Consider the following 21,995-nt stretch of genomic DNA (forward strand, 5'->3'; position numbering starts at 1 on the left):
AGAAACATATAATTTGAAAAGGCGAATTGATTAATTCGCCTTTTTTGTTGTTTGTGCTTTAATTAACAGTTCCGCTTTTTTTGAGCCAACTACTTTGCTCAACTCTTCATAAGAGGCTTCTTTGATTTTTTTCACTGATTTAAAGTAAGCCAAAAGCTCATTAACAGTTTTTTCTCCAATTCCTTTAATGTCTTCTAATTCACTCGTAAAAGTTTGCTTACTTCTAACATTTCTATGAAAGGTTATGGCAAACCTATGTGCCTCGTCTCTAAGTCTTTGTAATAATTTTAGTGATTCGCTCTTTTTGCTTATATGTATTGGGTATTGATCACCAGGGAAATATATTTCTTCTAATCGCTTTGCAATACCTATGATAGGTATTTTACTATATAGGTCCAATGACTTAAGTGCTTGAACAGCGGCATTCAATTGACCTTTGCCACCATCGATTACAATTAAATCTGGTAATGTAAGATTTTCTTTTAGTAGCCTTGAGTATCTTCTGCCCACGATTTCGGTCATAGAGGCAAAGTCATCAGGACCCACCACAGTTTTCACATGATAATGTCTATATTCACTTTTTTTAGGTCTTCCATTTCGAAAATGGACCATGGAAGCTACAGGGTTAGTTCCTTGGAAATTACTGTTATCAAAACATTCTATTCTAAGTGGAACGTCCTTAAGCTGCAAATCAGCCTGGAGCTGTTTCACTACTCTTAACTCTTTAATTTTACTCGTTTCGTTTTGATTTAGCTTCTCCTTTTTAAAGTAGAGCCCATTCTTTAAACTGAGATCTACCAATTTTTTCTTATCACCTATTTGAGGTAGGATAAAGTGGAAGTACTCCGAAACATTTTGTAGTTCAATGTTAGTTAACACCTCTTTTGAATTACTTTCATATAGCTTACGCATATCTATAAGAGCGTGTAATAGAATCTCCTGATCGGACTCCTCTAGTTTCTTTTTTATTTCTATTGTTTTAGTGACGGTTATACTGCCATTCTTGATGATGAAATAGTTGATAAAGGCATAATTATCTTCTGATATTATTGTACAAACATCTATATCGGTTAGGCGCGGATTTACAACAAGCGATTTTGACTGAAAGCGCTCAAGTAGCTCTAGTTTGTCTTTGTATTTTTGAGCTGATTCAAATGATAAATTTGATGCAGCCTCATTCATCTGTTGTTTAAAATAAGTTTTAGGAATGTTCAGGTTACCTTTTAGTATCTCCTGGGCTTGTTCGATATCTTTTTGGTAGTCTGATGCACTTTGATAACCTTCACATGGTCCTTTACAATTACCAATATGGTACTCAAGACATACCTTGAATTTTCCTGATTTAATATTGTGATCTGATAGATTTAGTTTACAGGTTCGTAGTGTATAGAGTTTACGAATTAGATCCAGCACATTGTTCATAGCCCTAACACTAGCGTACGGTCCATAGTACGTACCTCTATTTCTGATCTTTTTTCTTGTGGATATTATCCGGGGAAATGGCTCATTTGTAATACATAGATAAGGGAAGCTTTTGTCATCCTTTAAAAGGATGTTGTATTTGGGTTGAAGCTCTTTTATTAAGGAATTTTCAAGCAATAAGGCATCAAACTCTGTATTAACTATAGAAACTTCAATTTGCTTAATTTCCTTAACTAATTTAAGGGTCTTTCTATTATGCTGACGCGAGTTGTTGAAATAGCTCGAAACACGATTTCTTAGATTCTTGGCTTTCCCAACATAAATAATGTCATCGTTACTATTATGGAATTTGTAAACTCCAGGTTCTTTCGGAAGTTTGCTTAATTCATCAGTTTGATAAAAGGGAGCGTCATACATTACTCAAAAAAGGGAATTATTGTATATCGTCAACATCAAATTGATTTACTTGTTCTACAGAATCCACAACATTGTTTTGTTGCATATTATATTTATCGCAATCAATTTGTATAGATAAGTTTGCAGGTTTTTTAAAAGGGCCTTTCGAAATGCCTAATTCTTCATCAGCATATACTTTACGCATAAATATCTCCCAAATTGGCATTGCCATTCTTGCCCCTTGTCCTAAAGCTATGTTTTTATAATGAATACTTCTTTCATCACCACCTACCCAGGCGCCAGCTGCCAAGTCATTTGTTATGCCTACAAACCATCCATCAGAATAGTTCTGAGTTGTACCTGTCTTGGCTCCTATTTCATTGTCGATCCTTAAGTCCCTATCTAACCCGATAGCGGTTCCTACAGGTAGTTCAGTTGTACCCTTCAACATATGAAGCATTACATAGGCTGTTTCAGCGCTTAAAGCTTCTCCTGTTTTAGGAACAAACTGTTTTAACACTTTACCATTTTTATCTTCTATTCTTTCTATATAAAATGGCTTTGTGTAGAAGCCTTCATTCACGAAAGTACTATAGGCACCAATCAGTTCATAAATAGATACATCAGATGTACCCAAACATAGAGATGGCACAGCTTGTAAAGGACTTTCTATGCCTAATCTTTTTGCATAATCTACTACGGTTTGAGGCCCTACTTTCTTCATTACATAAGCGGTACCAGAGTTTAGTGATTGTGCCATTGCTTCACGCAGCGTCCATGTCTCTCCAGTATATTTTCCGCTTGCGTTAGAAGGTGTCCAAGTAGGAGGATCACCAACTACTTCAAATGTTACAGGAACATCTTGTATTTGATAGCATGGTGAATAGCCATTGTCAATTGCTGCGGCATAAACAATTGGCTTAAAGGTAGAGCCTGGCTGACGTTTACCTTGCTGTACATGATCGTATTTAAAATATTTATAATTGATTCCTCCAACCCACGCTTTAATATGTCCGTTGTGTGGATTCATGGCCATAAAACCCGCATGAAGAAACTTTTTGTAATATTTAATTGAGTCTATGGTACTCATGACGGTGTCAACTTCGCCATCCCAACTAAAAATGGTCATTTCCTTTGGCTTCTCAAGCTCTTTAAAAATCTTCTCTTCATCATCACCATATTCTTTTTCAAGCTGCTTGTAGATGTCTGTTCGTCTGGCAATTCGTTCAACAAAACCCTCAATTTCCCGACCGCTTTCATCTCTCCATGGATTTTTACCATCCCAATGCTCAAGAAATAATTCCTGTTGGAATTTCATATGTTCTTTCACAGCCTCTTCAGCATATTTTTGCATCCTGCTATCGATGGTAGTATAAATCTTTAAACCATCTTCATATAGGTCGTAGCCGTTTTCTTTACACCAAGCCAACAGATCCCATAGTACTTGCCCTCTAAAGTAGGTGGCTAAACCATCATTTTGGTTTTCAACATCATAATCTAATTCTATAGGTTTAGTTTTAAGTGTATCATAAGCTGTATCTGACAGATAACCATATTTATGCATCTGACCTAGAACAGTATTTTTTCTATGGAAAGCATTCTTAGGCTTATACACAGGACTATATAGGTTTGGATTTTTGCACAGTCCGACTAAAACTGCAGCCTGCTGCACGGTCAGTTGATCAGGTGTGGTATTAAAGAAGGTCTTTGATGCTGTTTTAACGCCAAAGGCATTACTACCAAACTCAAAAGTGTTCAAGTACATGGCAATAATTTCTTTTTTGGTGTAAGACTGCTCAAGTTTAACAGCCACAATCCATTCTTTCATTTTAGCTATTACCAGCCCTAAAACAGGGACATCGTTTAATTTACCATTAGATAAGTCGCTTCGTGTTCTAAAAAGTATTTTAGCCAATTGCTGAGAGATAGTACTACCACCTCCAGAACTCTTATCAAACATCAATATTGATTTAAAGAAAACTCGGCCTAAGCCCCATAGATCAATTCCTGAATGTTCGGTAAAGCGAATATCTTCTGTTGCTATAAGTGCATTAACAATATTAGGAGAGAGCTGATCAAAATTAATCTGGCTTCTATTATATCTGTAATACTTACCCATCTCCTTATTGTCGGCAAAGTATAAAACTGAGGAGAGGTCACTTTCAGGATTCTCCAAGGATTTTAGGCTTGGAAGTTCACCATACCAGCCGTTTAAATTAATACTTATGCTGTAGATGAATATCATGAAAATTAACAGGCCGGAGATAAAAAGTGCCCATAGTGCTATGATCACCTTTTTTATTTTGGAGCTGCTGGTATTATTCTCAGTCATGGTGCAAGCTTATAATTATCTTTAAAAAATTGGTCGTAACTGTCAGGTACTTTTGCCTGATAAAATATTTGGAAGTTATCTTTTGAGATAATGAATGAATCGAATGATAAACTGCTGAAGTTCTTCAATGGTGATAAGTCACTGTTAAATTTCAAATAGAATGATTCAGCCGTTTTTTTATCTTTGAACTCACTTAAAAGTATCATGGAGTATTCATTATTGAATACCAAATTACCTGCATTTAAGTTCTCATCAGGATAGAATTTTTCGGCAAAACTTTCAATCGCTTCTGGCAATAAACCGGAAAGGGCCTTGTTGTTTTCATACAGAACTACAAAGTAATGTGCCTGATCAAAGTAGGGGATATATTTAATTTCACCTAATGCCTGTATCTTCTTCTTATAATCTTCAATAGCGGTCATTAACCTTTTGGCAAAGTCAACGAGTTCACTGTTAGGGTATTCTTTTACAAACTCCTGAAGTTTGAACAGATAGTTATTTTTGTCTTCAGTTTTGCCGACAATGAGGGCCTCTAACAATTTCATATTATCCTCATAGTCATTCTCAGGATAATTTTCTAAACCTTTTTGTACATAAAATGAGGCAGAATCAAAGTTAAGTGTGTCATAGGCTGAGTAAGCTTTTTCGTACAATATTTTTACTTTGGCACTAGCTGCATTACTTTCTTCCTGATAATTTGGATTAATTACCAGTTTGGCAAAAATGGTCTCAGGATATTTTGATGTTAGCTCATTGGCATACTGCTCTGATTTATCAGCTTCTTTACCCTTATAATAAACGTATAAAAGATAAAGCATTTCGGGCTTATACTCTGTTTGAGGGAACCTTTCTAAAAGTGTTTTGTAAGTTTCAATAGCATCTGTTTTTTCCTTTAAATCAAAGTTATAGATGTTACCTAGTGTATACAATGCTTTCTCTACTTCAACTAATAATGCTTGCTGTTTACTTTCTTTAAAAGGAATACTGGCGTAGAAAGCCTGCTTATCCTGCTCATAAGCACTTAATTCAGAATTATTGGTGTCTTCGGTAGCATTGTTGACCGCTGTTACATCATCAGGAGGAAGTTTTTCTGCATCTGTCTGAGTAATCCGACCAGATTCATAACGCCAGTTGTCTTGCAAAGATCTATCGCCCCAAACTCTTTTAAATTGAGCACTGCCTGTTGCTACCGTAGAGGCATCATAGAAATAAAATTTCCCGCTACTGTTTGAGTTTTGTGTAAAAGTGTTTTCCCCCGAAAAGCCGTTAAACTGACTTCCCTCTCCTTGATTTCTTGCTTCTTTTCTTTTTCTTTTGGCTTCTTCCTCTTCAGCTGCTATTCTCTCGTCCCTTAATTTTTCAAACATCTGATTAAGTGCGGAAGTATCCATTTTTGCCAGTGTGATGAGACTATCGTTAGTTTCTATAGTGTTAATCTGCTTTACAAAGTCTGCTAAAACCTGTTGCCTGTTGTATACCTTGTCATAAATTTCTTCATCTTTCGGCATGGTTTGAGCCGCGCTATCATAGTAGGCTTTTGCTAAGGTGTATTTTTTAAGATCTTCAAAATAGACAATGCCTAACTTGTGATAGGCAAAAGACTTCTGGCGTTGATTATTTACGCTTTCTCTAACGCTTGATTTGTAGTAATTAATGGCTTTACTAAGGTTGTTTTGCTTCAACTCAAATTCAGCCATTTCGTAGTAAATTTTGTCTTTAAACTCTACGTTCTTTCCATCCTTTAAAAGTTGTTCGAAATACTTCCGGATTTTTTTAACATCCGCTCCTTCTGACAGCTCTGTAACTTGTGCCATGTTCAGTCGAGCATGGAAAAAGAATTCATAAGGTGGGTTATTGTCAATTGTGAATTCATAATTTTCATAGGCGAGAGCGTCAAGTCCTGCTTTCTGGAATAGCTGACCGAGAATATAATGCATCCTGGCCTTGTTATCACCATTGGGCATTATTTCAGTAGCTAAAGTTAGATATTTAATCAGGTTATTGGGGTCTCCAGTAACTTGCGCAAAATTTGCTGCCTGTATGTAGAAATCGATTTTATTTTCTTTATTAAGCTTCTTTCTTAGCAGAAAGTCAATTACTGCTTGCGCATTATTATATTCATTATATTCAACAAAGGTTCTGATTAAGTTGATGAGTGCTTTGTACCGTGTTTGTTTATCATCACTATTTACGTTCACATATTTGTAAGTTTCAATCGACTCCTCATACTCTCTATTGAGCATACGGGTTTTTCCAACCAGAATATAACTGTCATCAACCCACTTACTTACTTTATGCCTTTGTATGGCAATTGAAGCTTTCTTTATTACATCAGCCAGGATAGCTGAATCAGACATTACAATATTGGTATCAATGGGTGAAAGTACGAGCAAGGTTTTATTAAAATTATGCTCGTGTGCCTCTTCTAATCTTAATAGAACTTCGTCTAGTTTTTCTCGGGCAATAAAATAGGCATTGTATTTAGCAGTTATATTATGGTAGGCATGACCTACTAAGCCTGAGCTTTCAGGAGAACAACCATGAAGTAGTGCCAAAAGTGGCAGCAATAAAAGCGTGTATTTTAAGTATCTAAATGTATTCACAATGTTTACAAACGTCTAAATTAGTCGATTCATATAAGATTACTATTAAGACTTGCGTATAATATGTACTTTTGTGATCAAATCAATGAATAATGGCCTTACGCATTAGAAAAACAATGTCTAACTGGCTTACCACCCGCTATCAGATGGTGGTAAGAAATGAAGAAAACCTGGCGGAGGTATCTTCCTTTAACTTCACCTATGCAAAGGTAATAGTTATAAGTTTGTTAACCTTCGTTTTAATATTTATTGGTGCGCTCTATTTGGCGCAAACAGCCCTTTCTCAATGGTTTGATCCGCGACATACCACCATGGAATATAATAGAAAGTTGTTGACTATGACATTAGAACTTGATTCACTCAAGGCGAAGCTCGAAAATCAAGATCAATTCATCAATAATTTTCAAAATATTTTAAGAGGAGAGGTGCCTGAAGGTTCTGTATACAAACAACCAAATAATTTGAGTACACAAGATCTTAATCGGGATATGAATCCTTCAGAAATAGGTAAAGGAGATTCAATTATTCGTGATGAGTTTGAAGACATGGAAGCCACTTTGACTTCTTACAGTAGAAATAGCTATACCGAAGAATTAAAGGATATTTTCTTTTTCCCACCCATTCAAGGAATAGTGAGCTCTCCTTATGATCTTTCAATAGATCACTATGGTGTTGATATTGTAGCAAAAAATAACGAACCTGTGAAATCAATTGCTGATGGAACCGTTATATTGTCATCATGGACCCAAGAAGGTGGTTATGTTATAGCCATACAACATAGGGCTAATTTGATCTCGGTAGTAAGGCATAATTCTGCTTTATTGAAAAAAGTTGGTAATTTTGTGAATGCAGGGGAAGTAATATCTATCATTGGTAATACGGGAGAGTTAACAACAGGGCCTCATGTACATTTAGAGCTTTGGTATAACGGTAATCCGGTAGATCCAGAAGAGTTTATTACTTTTTAAAAATTTTAATAATAATGTTTAATAATAAGCAAGAAAAAAATCAGATGGCGCAGGATGTAACTAGTTCTAGCAATACTGTAGGTAAAGGCACTGTAATTAATGGTGATTTAGAAACTTTCGGTAATATTAGAATTGATGGAAAAGTAATAGGTAATATCAAAACTAAGTCGAAACTAGTGCTTGGTGCAACTTCTCATATAGATGGTAATGTTTTAGCACAGAATGCAGAGATTGAAGGAGAAGTAAAAGGTGTAGTAGAAATAACTGAATTGTTGGTTTTAAAACCATCTGCTGTTTTACATGGAGATATAATTACCAATAAATTAATTGTTGAATCAGGCGCTACTTTTAATGGGGCATGTAAAATGGGCGTAGCTACTAAAAGCATAAAAATAGGAGAAGAGGCATCTAATGGACAAGCAACCTCAAAACTCAAAGAAGCCAAGCCAGTATAATAATTATATAAAATATTCAGGTCTGGCAATACAAATGGTGGTGGTTATCTACCTGGGGCACCTTCTTGGTGAATATTTAGATAACACTTATAATCCTGGATCCGATTTATATGCTAAAATATGTACACTTGTTGCTGTTTTCCTATCGACCTTCATGGTTATCAGGCAAGTAATTTCAGGAGAAAAAAATAATGACTAAAAGATTATTGAGCTTTGCCCTGGCGGTAGTAGTACTTTCAGTATTGCTATACCTGGGGCATTCTTTTTTATTGACTTCTTTTGACGAGTCGATAAGTTTTACCTTAAGTGGGATTTATTATTTCAATGCTGCAGCTTGTATAATGATATGCGCCAGCGCTGAATTTCTAAGTGTTAAGCTACCCTCACAAGTTGGTTATGCCTATTTAGCTTCAATCTTTATTAAAATCGGTTTGTTTACCCTTATTTTTAAAGAGGTTTTGTTAACCGAAGGAGAATTCCCTATGAGTGAACGACTTTCAATCGTTGTTCCTATGATGGTATTTCTTGTAATTGAAGCAGTATATTGCGGCAGATTAATGAATAAAGCATAAAAAATATAGACTTCTTTTTGGGTGTAAAAAAACGATTATGAAGAAGTGTTTCTTAACGATAATTGATTACCTTTGCACCCAAATTTGTTAGGTCTTTGTAAAAAATAGGTAATGTTAAATAGGACTACCGGAATTTTCTTAATTTTTATTTTACTGCTTACTACCAGCAGTGCATTCGCATTAAGTGGTTCATCTGAAGAGGCAGCGGGCCAGGTGGATACTCCCGATGAAATAAACGATTACATTCGCCATCACTTGCAAGATTCACATTACTTCACTTTATGGACTAATGGTAAAACAGGCCATCATATCGGCTTCCCATTACCTGTAATCCTAATAGACGAAGGACTTCACTTCTTTATGGCTTCTAAATTTCATCATGGTGAAACAGTGGCTGAGTCAAAAGGAAAATATTACAAACTTTATCACGGAAAGGTTTATGAAACCAACTCTGAAGGAGAGATCACATTAGATGATCATAACCACCCTACAAATGCAAAACCTTTGGATATTTCAATTACTAAAGGTGTGGTGGGTATGCTATTAGCTGGTTTGCTATTGCTTTTAGGTTTTGGTTCATTAGCAAAAAATTATAAATCAAGCGCTCTTCCAAAAGGTATTGGTAGAGTACTAGAGCCTTTAGTAATTTATGTGAGAGATGAAATTGCCAGACCTAATATAGGTGCAGGTAAATATGAAAAATACATGCCGTATCTGTTAACAGTATTTTTCTATATCTGGATTTTGAACCTCTTAGGGTTAACTCCTCTAGGGTTCAACGTAACTGGTAATATTGCCATAACAGCTTGCTTGGCTATATTTACTTTTATAATCGTTCAGTTTAGCGGTAATAAAGAATATTGGAAGCATATATTTTGGATGCCAGGTGTCCCAGTTCTAATGAAGATTGTTTTAATGCCAATTGAAATTTTAGGAATGTTCACAAAGCCATTTGCTTTGATGTTGCGTCTTTTTGCTAACATGACGGCAGGACACTTTGTAGTAATGAGCTTAATTGCCTTAATGGTAACCATGAAGTCACAGTTTGGAGCTATTGGTTCGAGCAGTATGGCTTTTGCTTTGGCATTCTTTATTACTATAATAGAATTACTAGTAGCCTTTTTGCAGGCTTATATATTTACTATGTTATCAGCGCTTTTCATTGGAATGGCGACTGAAGAACATGATCACTAAAGAGAATTTTTGTTTAATTTAATATAAATCAATTCACATGTACAATTTAATCGGAGCAGGTTTAATCGTAATCGGTGGTGGAATTGGACTAGGTCAAATCGGTAGCAAAGCGATGGAAGGTATCGCTCGTCAGCCGGATGCAGCTGGTAAAATTCAAACAGCCATGATTATTATTGGAGCATTATTAGAAGGTTTAGCATTCGGTGCTTTAATCTTAGGTAAATAATAATGTAAAACCGAAAGACATATCTTGTAGCGATAGGCTGCAAGATGTGTTTTTTAAATTAGACAAAATACACCTTATTTATATACGATGGAACAATTAATTAATGACTTTTCGCCTGGTTTGTTTGCAATGCAAACCTTCATCCTTATTGTTTTAATCTTCTTACTTTCTAAAGTAGCCTGGAAACCAATAATGGGAGCCCTAAAGGCAAGAGAAGGTAGTATAAAGGATGCTTTAGAAGCCGCTGAAAATGCTAAGGAAGAAATGGCCAGGCTTCAAGCTGATAACCAAAAACTTCTTCAAGAGGCAAGAATGGAAAGAGAGCAGTTGTTAAAAGAGGCTACTGCAATTGCTAATAGAATAAAAGAAGAGGCAAAAACTGATGCTTCTAAGCAGGCTGAGAAAATCATTAGTGATGCTAAGAAAGCAATTGATGTTGAGAAGAATGCTGCATTGGCTGAAGTTACTACTAAAGTTGCTGAACTTTCTTTAGAGATTGCTGAGAAGGTTATTAGAAAGAATCTTTCTGATGATAAGGCTTCTAAAGACTTAGTTTCTACTTTCGTAAAAGATATTAAACTCAATTAATCTGATTTATGTCAGTACAAAGAATAGCTACCAGATATGCAAAGTCGCTTTTAGACTTATCCCTTGAAAAGGATATTCTGGAGTCTGTAAAGGATGACATGGTATTATTCAATAAGGTTTGTCTGCAAAACAATGATTTTGTGCTTTTGCTCAAAAACCCTATTGTTCCGAATAGTACTAAAGGAAAAGTGATGAAGGAGATTTTCTCAGGTAAAGTACAGGAGCTTACTGAGAAGTTTTTGGATATTGTTCTTAGAAAAGACAGAGAATCATATTTACCTGAAATAGGTAGAGAGTTTATAGCTCAGTACAATGCACATAATAATGTGGTTCGTGCTGATGTAACAACCACAATTGAGTTGACTGATGATCTTAGAAGTGAAGTTTCAAAAGTTGTAAACAGCATTTCAGGTAAGAAAGTAGACTTAGTGGAAACAGTTGATGAGTCAATAATTGGTGGCATTATTATTAAAGTTGGTGACAAGCAGATTGATGCTTCAGTTAGCAGCAAGCTTAATGCACTTAAAAGAGATTTGACTAAGAATCAATACGTAAAACAGATATAATATTAATTAACCTATAATAAAACAATAATGGCAGAGGTTAGACCAGATGAGGTTTCAGCAATATTGAGAGAACAGCTTTCGAACTTTAAATCTGAAGCTGAACTAGAAGAAGTAGGCACCGTACTCCAGGTGGGTGATGGTGTAGCTCGTATTTACGGCTTAACACAAGCTCAATCAGGAGAGCTTCTAGAATTTGAAAATGGCCTACAGGCACTAGTGCTTAACCTTGAAGAAGACAACGTTGGTGCTGTACTTTTAGGTAATTCTAAAGGTATTAAAGAAGGTGACAGCGTAAAAAGAACTGGTAAAATTGGTTCTATTAAGGTTGGTGAAGGCATAGTTGGTAGAGTGGTTAATACACTTGGACAGCCTATCGATGGTAAAGGACCATTAGAAGGTGAAACTTATGACATGCCATTAGAGCGTAAGGCACCAGGTGTAATTTTCAGAGAGCCTGTTAGTGAGCCTATGCAAACTGGTATCAAATCAATTGATGCAATGATCCCTGTAGGTAGAGGTCAGCGTGAGTTGATTATTGGTGACCGTCAGACAGGTAAAACTGCTGTGGCCATTGATACCATTATTAATCAGAAAGAATTCTACGAAGCAGGTGAACCTGTATTTTGTATATATGTAGCAATCGGTCAGAAAGCTTCAACAGTAGCACAAATTGTTGCCGAGCTTGAAAAGGCTGGCGCAATGGCTTATACAACTATTGTATCGGCATCTGCTGCTGATCCTGCTCCATTACAGTTCTATGCTCCTTTCGCTGGTGCTGCTATTGGTGAGTATTTCAGAGATACTGGTCGTCCGGGCTTGGTAGTTTATGATGATTTGTCTAAACAAGCTGTAGCATACCGTGAGGTTTCATTATTATTAAGAAGACCTCCGGGTCGTGAAGCATATCCTGGTGATGTATTCTACTTACACTCTCGCTTACTAGAGAGAGCTGCTAAGGTAATTAGTGATGATAGTATTGCTAAGAATATGAATGATCTACCTGAATCTTTAAAGGATAAAGTGAAAGGTGGGGGTTCTTTAACGGCTTTACCGATTATTGAAACACAAGCGGGTGACGTTTCTGCCTATATCCCAACCAACGTAATTTCTATTACTGATGGTCAGATTTTCCTTGAAACAAACTTATTTAATGCTGGTATTCGTCCGGCCATTAACGTAGGTATCTCAGTATCTCGTGTGGGTGGTAATGCTCAGATTAAACCGATGAAGAAAGTATCTGGTACGCTTAAGCTAGATCAGGCACAGTTCCGTGAACTCGAAGCATTTGCTAAGTTTGGTTCTGATTTAGATCCTGCTACAAAAAAAGTAATTGAGCGTGGTAGAAGAAACCAAGAAATATTAAAGCAAGCGCAGTACTCACCAGTTGCAGTTGAGCAACAAGTGGCTATTATCATTGCTTCTACTAAAGGTTTTATTGATAACGTACCTGTTAATAAAGTGAAAGAGTTTGAGGCTGAATTTTCAACTATGATGTCAGCTCAGGCACAGGACACACTTGACGCTTTCAAAGCAGGTAAATTCAGTGATGATTTAATCGCGAATGTTGAGAAAGTTGCTAAAGATTTAGCTTCTAAATACTAAATATATTCAGGAAGTGGTAAGCTTTAATTACCACTTCTTTTTAAATATCATATAAGCCATTAAAATGGCATCTTATTACTTTTAAGCTGTATGGCAAATTTAAAAGAGGTAAAAAACAGGATAAGTTCAGTTGTTTCAACACAACAAATCACTAAAGCCATGAAAATGGTGGCTGCAGCAAAGTTGAAAAGAGCGCAGGATAGAATTACTATGATGCGTCCTTACTCACAAAAGCTGTCATTGATTTTACAGAATGTGAGTAATGGTGAAGGGGAAATGAACAATCCGTTTGCTGCTGAAAGACCAATAAAAAATGTTTTACTGGTAATGGTAACTTCTGATAAAGGACTATGCGGTGCTTTTAACTCTACTGTTTACAGAAAGACACAATCATTAGTTGACAACGAATATAAGTCTCTTCATGAAACTGGTAATGTTCATTTTCTCCCTATCGGAAAGAAGGCGATTGATTATCTGAAGAGAAAAAAATATAGCTATACTACTGAGTTTGTTGATCTGTTTAATCCTTTAAGTTTCGATACAGTTAGTGATGCTGCAGAATCTATCATGAAGGATTTTGTGAATGAGAAATATGACAAGGTAGAGATCATTTATAATGAGTTCAAAAATGCAGCTACTCAGGAAATAAGAAATGAGCAGTTTTTACCAATAGAGCGTACAGAACAAGAAACTGATGTAGCTCTTGGTAATGATTACATCTTTGAGCCATCTCAAGCTTATATAGAAGAGACTTTAATTCCTACTTCATTAAAAACCCAATTGTTTAAAGCATTACTTGATTCAAATGCTTCCGAACACGGTGCTAGAATGACGGCAATGGATAAAGCAACTGATAACGCTGGTGAGTTACTCAAGGAATTGAGATTAACTTATAACAGAACACGTCAGGCAGCAATTACTACTGAAATTTTAGAAATCACAGCTGGTGCTGAAGCACTTGCGGCTGATTAAGGAATTGATAATATTGTAAGTGAAAAGGCTTTGAGTAATCTCAAAGCCTTTTCTATTTTTAAGAAATCCGTAAAGTAATTTTACCACGAAGTTTCTTTCATTTTACTCACAGCTCTCATAATATCTCGCTGACTAATCTGGCCAACCAGTTTACCATTTTCAATAACCGGGAATCTTCTAAACCTTAGTCTTAAAAAAGTATTAGCGGCTTCAAAAATGTTCTTGTCGGGCGTTATAGAAATAACTTCTGTGGCCATGTAGTCACTTACCAAAGCAGGCAAGCTTGGTGTATTGTTATATTTACCTCGTACAATTTCTTTCAGACAGTCACCCTCAGAAACCACCCCTATTAAACTACCATCTTCATCAACGACTGGGGCACCAGAAATTTTATGCTTTAGCAAGGTTTCCATTGCTTCCTGCATGGTTTGATGAGGAGAGAAGGTAATCAACTTAGTAGCCATATAATCTGCTACTGTTACTGCTTGTTGTTCTTGCGGAGCCTTAGATTTCATTGTGAAAGCTCCTTGATAACTTTTAACCATGGCTTTGTAGTTTAAGGTGTTTCTTAAGATACAAAAAAAATGGATCAGTTAAAAGAGCAAGCTGTTGGTTATCAGCTATTTCTCTTCTACATATAATTGATACTGCTCTTTTACATAGACTGCTATTTCATAGGAGCTAGCTTTTTCTACAAAGCCCGGGTCTATATCGAGGTATTTAATAAAATCTGTTAACTCTTCAGCTTCAAGACTAGTCAGTTCTTTTACTAATTCACGGTTGAATTTCTTATCAGCACTAATTTTATCCTGCTTTCCAGCTTTAAGGCTATAATATTTAGCTTTATTCTTATACTCCTTGTTAACGGCTCTAACAGCTGATCTTAGTGGATGAAATATGGCTGAACCAAGACTTTTACTTTTTTCAAGATTATACATAGCAGGAACTTTACCTCTTGGCTTGCCTGCTTTCATTCCGTAAGGCACAAAATCATTAGTTTCCTGATGCTCCATCCCTATCAGTTTCTTTCTGAAGTCTGCGGCAGTTTCGGGTAGGTTATTAACCACCACTTCCTCTAGCTGAATATTAGAAGGTGTTAAGTAAATAGTAGAATAAGCCAGGTTCTTAATGATAAACTGTCTGTTATCAAAATTGATGTTGGAAAAGTAAAGCGTGTCCGATACCTCAGCTTGAATTGTAAAGCTTCCGTCTGATAATGAAATGGCCATTTGCTCATTACTCAAGTTATAAATATGAGTCCCCTCTATTGAAGAAGTATCTTCCAGACTTAAAACACGACCTTCAAAGATTGATTGAGCTACCGTTTGTTTAGCTAGAAATATGAGTATTATTATCAAACAAGATTTTTGAGTCATTAGCAGCCTATTTTTTATCTGTGTAGGTTTCAAATTGTTCTTTAATGTATACCGCGATTTCGTAGGCTGATGTTCTTTTTACATAGCCTGAATCCATATCAAGGAACTCTATAAATCGAGTGAGTTTCTCGCCTTCCAATCCTGTAAGCTCTTTAACTATACTCCTATTAAACTTTTTATCTGCAGCAATGTGATCTTCTTTTTCGGCCTTTAACTTATAATACTTCATCTCACTTTGATATTTTTTATTCAGTTTCTGAGCAAACCAGTCTATTGGGATTGCAATCATAGGCGCATAATTTTTATTAAAGCCAAGACCTACAATTTTCATTTCCTGATACAAAGGTGGAATCTTAGCTTTAGGTTTAGCAGGCTGCATGGCGAAAGGGAGGAAGTCTTCATTTTCCTGATGTCCCATACCGATTACTTTTTTTCTAAAATCTGATGCTGTTTTCGGAAGGCTGTTGACAACGACTTCGTCTAAATGGATATTAGAAGGTTCAAGATAAATAATGGTTGGTGCTAAGTTCTTTATAATGAAAGTTCTGTTATCAAAATTAACGTTGGAAATGAACAGTGTGTCTGAGATACTGGCTTCAAGCTTAAAACTTCCATCAGCATTGCTAATAGCTATTTCCTTATTGCTAAGATTATACACATGTGAGCCTTCCACTCCAGTGCTATCTGTTTTACTAAGAATAAAACCTTTAAGCGCCTCTTGAGCAAGTAGCGAGAAGCATGGTATTGTTAAAAAAGCTGAAATGAGAAGTATCTTTTTCACCAGCTTTTTAACGTACTTTTTTAATGGCTATTCTGTGGCTTTATCAATTAATCTTTTATCCAGGGTTTTAGTCGCTTTTGCACCAAGCTCTTTAAGGATTTCTGTTCTTCTCACCAAATTACCTCTGCCATCATAAAGCTTCTTCATTGCATCGCTAAAGCTATTCTGAGTAGTTTTTAAATTATTACCTACTTTCATTAGGTCTTCAGTAAAGCCGACAAATTTATCGTATAACTGCCCGGCCTGGGTGGCAATGTCAATGGCATTTTTATTTTGTAGATCTTGCTTCCAAATGTAGGAGATGGTTCTTAAGGTAGCCATCAAAGTAGTGGTAGATACGAGTACTATGTTTTTATCCAATGCTTTTTCATACAATGAGTGGTCCTCTTTTAAAGCCATAGTAAGGGCAGGTTCGTTTGCAACAAACATCATTACATAGTCAGGCTGCTGAATTTCATAAAGACTCTGGTAATTCTTTTCACCTAATATTTTGATGTGGTTGTTGATACTTTCAATGTGGCTTTTAAGATATTTGGCTTTTTCAGCTTCATCTTCTGCATCAAAGTAATTACTGTAGGCTGTTAATGAAACTTTAGAATCGAGCACCAAGAATTTGTCATCTGGCATTCTGATGATGTAATCTAGTCGCTGATTGGCTCCTTCTTCATTTTTAAAGTTTTTCTCTTTTTCATAATGAATCCCTTTTTGCAAACCTACTTTCTCAAGAATCGCTTCGAGTTGCATTTCACCCCAGTTACCCTGAGTTTTCGAGTCCCCCTTAAGGGCTTTGGTTAAACTTTCGGCTTCTTTTGTAATTTGCATATTTAACTCTTTTAATGAGTTGATCTGCTCTTTTAGTGCACTATTCCACTGTAAATTCTCTTTGCTGCTCTTTTCTGCACGTTCCTCAAATTTCTCAATTTTCTCCTTTAACGGATTAAGCAATTCTCCGAGGTTCGACTTATTCTGATCAGTGAATTTCTTGCTTTTCTCCTCAAATATCTCTTGGGCTAAATTCTTAAACTCATTCTTAAACTGAGTCTGAATTTCAGTGAGCTCAGCTTTCTGCTCATTGAGTTTTTCCTGTAGGTTTTTATAGTCTCTTTCCAGCCCTGAAAGTTGACGGTTTAGTTGAACATTGCTCTCTCGCTCATTTGACAAATCTTTCTTGGTGCTGCTCAGCTCTTCTGTAAGTCTAGTTTTCTCACTCTCGGCTATGCGATGTGATGTTTGCAAGTTATTCTTTTCTTCTTCAAGCTGTTTAAGAGCGTCATTATTACTCAGTTTAGATTTTAAGAAGAAATAAGCGATAATACCACCCAATAAGAGACCTAGGAGAAGCCAAACTATATCCATCATAAACTTTATTTTATAGCTACAAATTAACGGAACTCAGCTGACAAATCGTAACTATATTTTTGGGTTGGGTCTTTAGGCTTTATGGCTAGTAGGTACTGTTTACTTTTTGACTGCGCCTCAAATGAGAAGGGTATGGCTTTGGTTGATTCCATATTGCTCAGCTTAATTTTAAGTGTGCCATTAATGGCTCTATTAAATCCGTTATTCACATAAAGCAAGGTGTAGTCGCCATATTCTTCAGCTACTATTTCAATATCATTATTGAGCTTTGAGGCCTCGATATTATCTTCAAATTTTTGCTCATTAAAAGTTTGATCATCTTTTACTTCGAATGAACCTTTACCAGGATGATATGCATAATAGCTTTTACCTTCCTGAGGAATAAAAGACTCAGACTTATAATTCAGAAATTGAACCGCTAAGGTTTTTGATTTGAAATCCTCATTATGAACTACCATAAAATGGAGATGAGGTCCGGAGCTGTAGCCTGTGTTACCGCTAAAACCAATAGCTTGACCAGCTTTTATTTGATCACCAACATCTACCCAAGAACCATCTTTTTTTAGATGAACATATTTAGCGATCGTGCCATCTTCGTGATATACATTGATGTAGTTTCCATATTTTTCGAAGCTTAAATTATTGCCGCCTTTGTTAGAATCTTCTTTTACCTCATAAACTAGACCGTCTCGGCTTGCATAAACTGTGTCTCCAATTTGTAGATTAAAATCTATAGCGTTCACTCCGAAATGTGTGCCCGATCCATTGTTACCCTGAGCTATTCTTACCCTTTTTCCATGTTTATAGGGCAGAAGATAAGCATATTCATAGTCAGGTTTTTTCTCGGGTTCTCCTATGGTGTATACATAGTTGAAGTTGAAATTCCGGCTTTTATCTTTTTCTTGAGGGCTTAGTGTCAGTATCCTTTGTTTTTTCGCCATCGGGTAAATAGCAGGTGTGTAGGTATCTAGCTTAAAATTAGGCTCAAGATTGGTAAGTTCGCTGAATTGAAATTTGAGGTAGTATGGTACTACAGTCGGATTGCTTGCGTAAAACACCCAATCATCTCCTTGCTTTTCATAGAAGACATTAATCTTTTCTTTCTGGGCAAATACACCTGAATAAGGTAACCACATTAAAAGAACTATAAGTGTTAGTTGTTTTACTGTGGCTTGTATCATGGCTTACTATTCTTTTTTAAACTTACTTAAAGGGATTAAGTAGTTAATCGTAAAGGTTGGAGATTGGTTTGATGAAACAATAGGATTTTCTTTTTTAATGTGACTTACCGGCAAAATATTAGCGAATCCTGGTTTATAAGAACCTTCTAATTGGATTTCACCGAAACTGAAATCGTAAGAAACATTTATACCGAGCATTAATCCAAAGTCTGTTCTATTATCCGTTTCAATGTTGTATTCAGCAACTGATTGTTCTAAAGCAGTGAGGTTCACTATTTGTCTTGATGCCGATATAGCATAAGCTGCATAAACGCCTCCATTAATACCGATATTAAATTTTCGATCTCCGAGAATTGCCCAATGTAAATAAACAGGCAGCTCTATATAATCAATAGTATTTTTGATGGTATTGGCAACCTGCTGCTCAACGATAAGGTTTTGTCCCCAACCTTTCTGGGCATAAGCCAAGTCAAACTGAACCCCAATTTTAGGAGTGCTCATATGTCTATAACTTATTGCAGCATAGGGCGCTGCAAAAATATACTGGCTATAGTTGGTTTCTAACGCAAAATCATTGAAATCAACAAATGGGATACTCACACCACCTTTAACTCCAATGAAATGCTCTTGCGCATACATTGAGCCGCTAGAAAATGTTAAGAAGAGAAAGATGTATAAAGTACGGATCGACTTCATACTTAAATTGGTTAAAAGCTTAATAGAATTAAGCGTTTGAGTCAGATTCTTTATCTGTATTTCTTTTATCAATAAATGCAATAGCATTTACAAGGCCTACTAAGCCAGCTACAATCCAGAAAAAAGTATCAGCACCTTCAGTTACAGGAATATCGAAAAACATAATTTTTTTTATTTTAATCTTTTACAAAAATAGAGATGACACCTTAACGAACAAACTGTTTCTATTTATTTAGTTTTTCAGTGTCTTTTTCAAGGTTGAACAGACTGTTTAATACGTCTATCAAAGTTTCGGCTTCTCCTCTTTTACAAGCTGCCTTCAACTGAAGTACCGGTAGTTTGATGATCTTTTGCATCATGCTTTTAGTTACCAATTCTACCATTTCGCCTTGTTCTTTGCTGGCATTCTTCAAGTACCTTGCCAACTCTTCTTGCCTGATCTGTTCCAAGGCATTCTTCAAACTATTGATAGTTGGCGAAACAATCATTTCTTTCGACCAATCATTGAATTCTTCTATCGATTCAGCAATGATTTGCTCTACTTGAGGAATAGCCTTCACTCTTTTTTCCAGGGCACTATCAGCTTTACTCTTAATGCTATCAACATTATAAACTATTGCAGCAGGATTTTCTTCCACTTCAGTTTCTACACTTCTTGGTATAGATAAGTCTATAAAGTATTTAAAGCTTAATATGTCTAAAGCAGAAACTTTCTCCTTTGTGAATAATGCTTTGTCCGCACCCACTGACGAGATGATTACATCTGCTTCATTTACACCTTCCCAAAGTAAATCGAAATCCAAAGTTTCAAAATTGCATTCAGCCGCTAGCTGTCTTGCCTTGGTTTCAGTTCGGTTGGTGATTTTAACGGAAATGTTAGTAGCTCCAATTAAATTACGGCAAACATCTTCACCAATTTCTCCAACACCAACAACTAATACCTTCGGTTGAGATATTTCTGCGGTGAGTGATTTTACAAGTTCTGTTGCTGCATAAGAAACAGAAGCAGCTCCATCTCTAAAAGGAGTTTCTTGCACCACTCTTTTGTTAGTAAAGAAAATAGTGTGCATTAACCTATGTAAAAAAGGACCGGCCAGATCTAAATCTGCTGATGCCTGATAAGCTCTTTTTACTTGGTTAGATATTTGAATATCGCCTACCACTTGAGCTTCTAAACCGATTGAAACATCGAATAGATGTTTAACGGCTTCTTCGTGATTGACAATGCTATTGAAATAAGGCTTGACTGACTCTACATTGTCAATACCTTTTTCTATCCCGATAAGTTTGATGATGTCTTCCGACAAATCAGCCTCATTGAGGTAATATATTTCTGTTCGGTTACAGGTTGATAGTATCAACACATCAGTAGCTGATGTGAATTCCTTTAAGTAATTCAATATCCGATTACTTACAGTTTCATTCAAAGAAACCTCCTCCCTAATGTGAATAGGGGTGTTTTTAAATGATAAACTTAAGGCTTTAAAATGCTGATACATACTAATTATTCCAATACGCAAAAATAATGTTTAAGTGCTTAGAAAAGAAACCTATTAATGCTGTCAATCTTATTTATCATCTTTCTAAATAAGCTCTTTCACTATTACCGCTATCCAACACGATAAAGCAGATGAAAATTCCATTAATATAGTATTAAACAATATCTGAACACCATCATTACCTTATTGTTAGCAAGGATAGTTTTATAGCTCCGTTTTTTTAACGAGATTCGTGCAAAATTTTGAGAATATGACATCAGAAACCTTATTGATTATTGGTGCTGCGGGCCAACTGGGTACGGAATTAACTGCTGAACTTAGAAGTATTCATGGTAATGCAAACGTTATCGCTTCGGATATAAATAAACCTGGCAACGCACAGCTTAATGAAGGTCCTTTTGAAATGCTAGATGCAACGGATGCAGACAGACTAGCCGCTATCATTGATCAGTATAAGGTTACTCAGGTGTACTTATTGGCAGCAATTTTATCTGCCAAGGGAGAGCAAAATCCTCGATTTGCCTGGCAGTTAAATATGCAAAGCTTATTAAATGTTTTAGAAATTGCGCGTGAGAAGAAGCTGAATAAGGTTTATTGGCCTAGCTCCATTGCCGTTTTTGGACCTACTTCTCCGGTAGATCATACACCGCAAGACTGCGTGATGGATCCTAACACCGTTTATGGTATTAGTAAGCAGGCTGGAGAAAGATGGTGTGAATATTACTTTGAAAAGTATGGGGTTGATGTCCGTAGTTTAAGATATCCTGGTCTGATTGGTTATAAGGCACTACCAGGAGGAGGAACTACTGACTACGCAGTTGATATTTTTCATAAAGCTATTAAAGGAGAGCATTTTGAATCGTTCCTATCGGAAAATTCTTATTTGCCTATGATGTATATGCCTGATGCTATTAAGGCTACAATAGATTTAATGGAAGCTCCGTCTGAAAACGTAAAAGTAAGATCAAGCTACAACCTTTCGGCTATCAGCTTTACGCCACAACAAATATTTGAGGAAATAAAAAAGCATAAACCCGATTTTACTATTTCATACAATCCTGATTATAGACAGAAAATAGCTGATACCTGGCCTAATAGCATTGATGATAGCCGTGCCCGAGCAGACTGGAATTGGAAACATCAATATGATTTAGCAGCTATGGTTCAGGATATTTTAGAACAGTTGCCTGTCTATCATAACCTTTAA

The 21,995-nt window shown here is 36.1% G+C and carries 22 protein-coding genes; 11 read left to right on the forward strand and 11 right to left on the reverse strand.

Annotated features, from left to right (window positions below; translation table 11 throughout):
* Positions 1-30 precede the first annotated feature (30 nt).
* From uvrC to porW, 3 genes are read right to left on the reverse strand one after another with little or no spacing between them, the layout of a single operon-like run.
* Positions 31-1,839 carry an excinuclease ABC subunit UvrC gene (gene uvrC / locus JKP34_RS03460; protein WP_201917745.1) on the reverse strand — a complete coding sequence of 603 codons (1,809 nt, stop codon included), beginning with the start codon at positions 1,837-1,839 and terminating at the stop codon, positions 31-33.
* A gap of 16 nt (positions 1,840-1,855) precedes the next feature.
* Positions 1,856-4,150, reverse strand: a complete 2,295-nt coding sequence (locus JKP34_RS03465) for a penicillin-binding protein 1A (protein ID WP_201917747.1) — start codon at positions 4,148-4,150, stop codon at positions 1,856-1,858.
* Positions 4,147-6,753 (reverse strand): type IX secretion system periplasmic lipoprotein PorW/SprE, encoded by a 2,607-nt coding sequence (gene porW, locus JKP34_RS18330; protein WP_201917749.1) that lies wholly within the window; start codon positions 6,751-6,753, stop codon positions 4,147-4,149. The genes JKP34_RS03465 and porW overlap by 4 nt, the downstream gene beginning before the upstream one ends.
* Before the next feature lie 92 nt (positions 6,754-6,845).
* Here porW and JKP34_RS03475 point away from each other — a divergent pair, with 92 nt between their 5' ends.
* The 10 genes from JKP34_RS03475 to atpG all read left to right on the forward strand — a co-directional run bounded on the left by JKP34_RS03475 (position 6,846) and on the right by atpG (position 13,896).
* On the forward strand, positions 6,846-7,721 hold the full coding sequence (locus tag JKP34_RS03475) for a M23 family metallopeptidase (protein WP_201917751.1): 876 nt from the start codon (positions 6,846-6,848) through the stop codon (positions 7,719-7,721).
* A gap of 14 nt (positions 7,722-7,735) precedes the next feature.
* Entirely contained in the window at positions 7,736-8,176 is a 441-nt protein-coding gene (locus tag JKP34_RS03480; RefSeq protein ID WP_201917753.1) for a bactofilin family protein, read from the forward strand.
* Positions 8,133-8,375, forward strand: coding sequence for an AtpZ/AtpI family protein (locus JKP34_RS18420; RefSeq protein WP_201917755.1), 243 nt, complete (start codon positions 8,133-8,135; stop codon positions 8,373-8,375). The genes JKP34_RS03480 and JKP34_RS18420 overlap by 44 nt, the downstream gene beginning before the upstream one ends.
* Positions 8,368-8,748 (forward strand): DUF6168 family protein, encoded by a 381-nt coding sequence (locus JKP34_RS03490; protein ID WP_236664877.1) that lies wholly within the window; start codon positions 8,368-8,370, stop codon positions 8,746-8,748. The genes JKP34_RS18420 and JKP34_RS03490 overlap by 8 nt, the downstream gene beginning before the upstream one ends.
* Positions 8,749-8,859: 111 nt before the next feature.
* The gene (gene atpB / locus JKP34_RS03495) at positions 8,860-9,942 is read left to right on the forward strand and encodes a F0F1 ATP synthase subunit A (protein WP_201917757.1); all 1,083 of its coding nucleotides are present in this window, start codon (positions 8,860-8,862) and stop codon (positions 9,940-9,942) included.
* A 37-nt stretch (positions 9,943-9,979) separates the two neighbouring features.
* The gene (gene atpE / locus JKP34_RS03500) at positions 9,980-10,168 is read left to right on the forward strand and encodes an ATP synthase F0 subunit C (protein WP_201917759.1); all 189 of its coding nucleotides are present in this window, start codon (positions 9,980-9,982) and stop codon (positions 10,166-10,168) included.
* Between the two features lie 87 nt (positions 10,169-10,255).
* On the forward strand, positions 10,256-10,756 hold the full coding sequence (gene atpF / locus JKP34_RS03505) for a F0F1 ATP synthase subunit B (protein WP_201917761.1): 501 nt from the start codon (positions 10,256-10,258) through the stop codon (positions 10,754-10,756).
* A gap of 8 nt (positions 10,757-10,764) precedes the next feature.
* Positions 10,765-11,322, forward strand: a complete 558-nt coding sequence (atpH, locus tag JKP34_RS03510; protein WP_201917763.1) for an ATP synthase F1 subunit delta — start codon at positions 10,765-10,767, stop codon at positions 11,320-11,322.
* A gap of 27 nt (positions 11,323-11,349) precedes the next feature.
* Complete coding sequence (gene atpA / locus JKP34_RS03515) at positions 11,350-12,924, forward strand: F0F1 ATP synthase subunit alpha (protein ID WP_201917765.1); 1,575 nt, start codon at positions 11,350-11,352, stop codon at positions 12,922-12,924.
* A gap of 90 nt (positions 12,925-13,014) precedes the next feature.
* Positions 13,015-13,896: an ATP synthase F1 subunit gamma gene (gene atpG, locus JKP34_RS03520; protein WP_201917768.1), complete on the forward strand. Its 882-nt coding sequence runs from the start codon at positions 13,015-13,017 to the stop codon at positions 13,894-13,896.
* Positions 13,897-13,976: 80 nt separating this feature from the next.
* On the opposite strand, the gene JKP34_RS03525 is transcribed toward atpG, so the two are convergent.
* The 8 genes from JKP34_RS03525 to hemA all read right to left on the reverse strand — a co-directional run bounded on the left by JKP34_RS03525 (position 13,977) and on the right by hemA (position 20,788).
* Complete coding sequence (locus JKP34_RS03525) at positions 13,977-14,441, reverse strand: CBS domain-containing protein (protein ID WP_201917770.1); 465 nt, start codon at positions 14,439-14,441, stop codon at positions 13,977-13,979.
* 75 nt (positions 14,442-14,516) lie between these two features.
* Positions 14,517-15,254 (reverse strand): hypothetical protein, encoded by a 738-nt coding sequence (locus tag JKP34_RS03530; RefSeq protein WP_201917772.1) that lies wholly within the window; start codon positions 15,252-15,254, stop codon positions 14,517-14,519.
* Between the two features lie 25 nt (positions 15,255-15,279).
* Positions 15,280-16,053 (reverse strand): hypothetical protein, encoded by a 774-nt coding sequence (locus tag JKP34_RS03535; protein ID WP_201917774.1) that lies wholly within the window; start codon positions 16,051-16,053, stop codon positions 15,280-15,282.
* Between the two features lie 27 nt (positions 16,054-16,080).
* Positions 16,081-17,412 carry a DNA recombination protein RmuC gene (rmuC, locus tag JKP34_RS03540; RefSeq protein ID WP_236664878.1) on the reverse strand — a complete coding sequence of 444 codons (1,332 nt, stop codon included), beginning with the start codon at positions 17,410-17,412 and terminating at the stop codon, positions 16,081-16,083.
* Positions 17,413-17,435: 23 nt separating this feature from the next.
* A complete protein-coding gene (locus tag JKP34_RS03545; RefSeq protein ID WP_201917776.1) occupies positions 17,436-18,593 on the reverse strand; it encodes a M23 family metallopeptidase in 1,158 nt (385 codons plus the stop codon).
* A 6-nt stretch (positions 18,594-18,599) separates the two neighbouring features.
* Positions 18,600-19,289 carry a porin family protein gene (locus JKP34_RS03550; protein ID WP_201917778.1) on the reverse strand — a complete coding sequence of 230 codons (690 nt, stop codon included), beginning with the start codon at positions 19,287-19,289 and terminating at the stop codon, positions 18,600-18,602.
* A gap of 28 nt (positions 19,290-19,317) precedes the next feature.
* Positions 19,318-19,452 (reverse strand): hypothetical protein, encoded by a 135-nt coding sequence (locus JKP34_RS18275; protein WP_262895647.1) that lies wholly within the window; start codon positions 19,450-19,452, stop codon positions 19,318-19,320.
* A gap of 61 nt (positions 19,453-19,513) precedes the next feature.
* Positions 19,514-20,788: a glutamyl-tRNA reductase gene (gene hemA, locus JKP34_RS03555; RefSeq protein ID WP_201919288.1), complete on the reverse strand. Its 1,275-nt coding sequence runs from the start codon at positions 20,786-20,788 to the stop codon at positions 19,514-19,516.
* A 250-nt stretch (positions 20,789-21,038) separates the two neighbouring features.
* Between hemA and JKP34_RS03560 the strand changes: the two genes are divergently transcribed.
* Positions 21,039-21,995 carry an NAD-dependent epimerase/dehydratase family protein gene (locus JKP34_RS03560; protein ID WP_201917780.1) on the forward strand — a complete coding sequence of 319 codons (957 nt, stop codon included), beginning with the start codon at positions 21,039-21,041 and terminating at the stop codon, positions 21,993-21,995.

The organism is Marivirga atlantica (assembly GCF_016734805.1).
Taxonomy (GTDB): domain Bacteria; phylum Bacteroidota; class Bacteroidia; order Cytophagales; family Cyclobacteriaceae; genus Marivirga; species Marivirga atlantica.

Excerpts from the sequence above, each read along its gene's own strand:
- uvrC (WP_201917745.1), bottom strand. The coding sequence starts at position 1,839 with ATGTATGACGCTCCCTTTTATCAAACTGATGAATTAAGCAAACTTCCG.
- JKP34_RS03465 (WP_201917747.1), bottom strand. The coding sequence starts at position 4,150 with ATGACTGAGAATAATACCAGCAGCTCCAAAATAAAAAAGGTGATCATA.
- JKP34_RS03475 (WP_201917751.1), top strand. The coding sequence starts at position 6,846 with ATGGCCTTACGCATTAGAAAAACAATGTCTAACTGGCTTACCACCCGC.
- JKP34_RS03480 (WP_201917753.1), top strand. The coding sequence starts at position 7,736 with ATGTTTAATAATAAGCAAGAAAAAAATCAGATGGCGCAGGATGTAACT.
- JKP34_RS18420 (WP_201917755.1), top strand. The coding sequence starts at position 8,133 with ATGGACAAGCAACCTCAAAACTCAAAGAAGCCAAGCCAGTATAATAAT.
- JKP34_RS03490 (WP_236664877.1), top strand. The coding sequence starts at position 8,368 with ATGACTAAAAGATTATTGAGCTTTGCCCTGGCGGTAGTAGTACTTTCA.
- atpB (WP_201917757.1), top strand. The coding sequence starts at position 8,860 with ATGTTAAATAGGACTACCGGAATTTTCTTAATTTTTATTTTACTGCTT.
- atpE (WP_201917759.1), top strand. The coding sequence starts at position 9,980 with ATGTACAATTTAATCGGAGCAGGTTTAATCGTAATCGGTGGTGGAATT.
- atpF (WP_201917761.1), top strand. The coding sequence starts at position 10,256 with ATGGAACAATTAATTAATGACTTTTCGCCTGGTTTGTTTGCAATGCAA.
- atpH (WP_201917763.1), top strand. The coding sequence starts at position 10,765 with ATGTCAGTACAAAGAATAGCTACCAGATATGCAAAGTCGCTTTTAGAC.
- atpA (WP_201917765.1), top strand. The coding sequence starts at position 11,350 with ATGGCAGAGGTTAGACCAGATGAGGTTTCAGCAATATTGAGAGAACAG.
- atpG (WP_201917768.1), top strand. The coding sequence starts at position 13,015 with ATGGCAAATTTAAAAGAGGTAAAAAACAGGATAAGTTCAGTTGTTTCA.
- JKP34_RS03525 (WP_201917770.1), bottom strand. The coding sequence starts at position 14,441 with ATGGTTAAAAGTTATCAAGGAGCTTTCACAATGAAATCTAAGGCTCCG.
- rmuC (WP_236664878.1), bottom strand. The coding sequence starts at position 17,412 with ATGATGGATATAGTTTGGCTTCTCCTAGGTCTCTTATTGGGTGGTATT.
- JKP34_RS03545 (WP_201917776.1), bottom strand. The coding sequence starts at position 18,593 with ATGATACAAGCCACAGTAAAACAACTAACACTTATAGTTCTTTTAATG.
- JKP34_RS03550 (WP_201917778.1), bottom strand. The coding sequence starts at position 19,289 with ATGAAGTCGATCCGTACTTTATACATCTTTCTCTTCTTAACATTTTCT.
- JKP34_RS18275 (WP_262895647.1), bottom strand. The coding sequence starts at position 19,452 with ATGTTTTTCGATATTCCTGTAACTGAAGGTGCTGATACTTTTTTCTGG.
- hemA (WP_201919288.1), bottom strand. The coding sequence starts at position 20,788 with ATGTATCAGCATTTTAAAGCCTTAAGTTTATCATTTAAAAACACCCCT.
- JKP34_RS03560 (WP_201917780.1), top strand. The coding sequence starts at position 21,039 with ATGACATCAGAAACCTTATTGATTATTGGTGCTGCGGGCCAACTGGGT.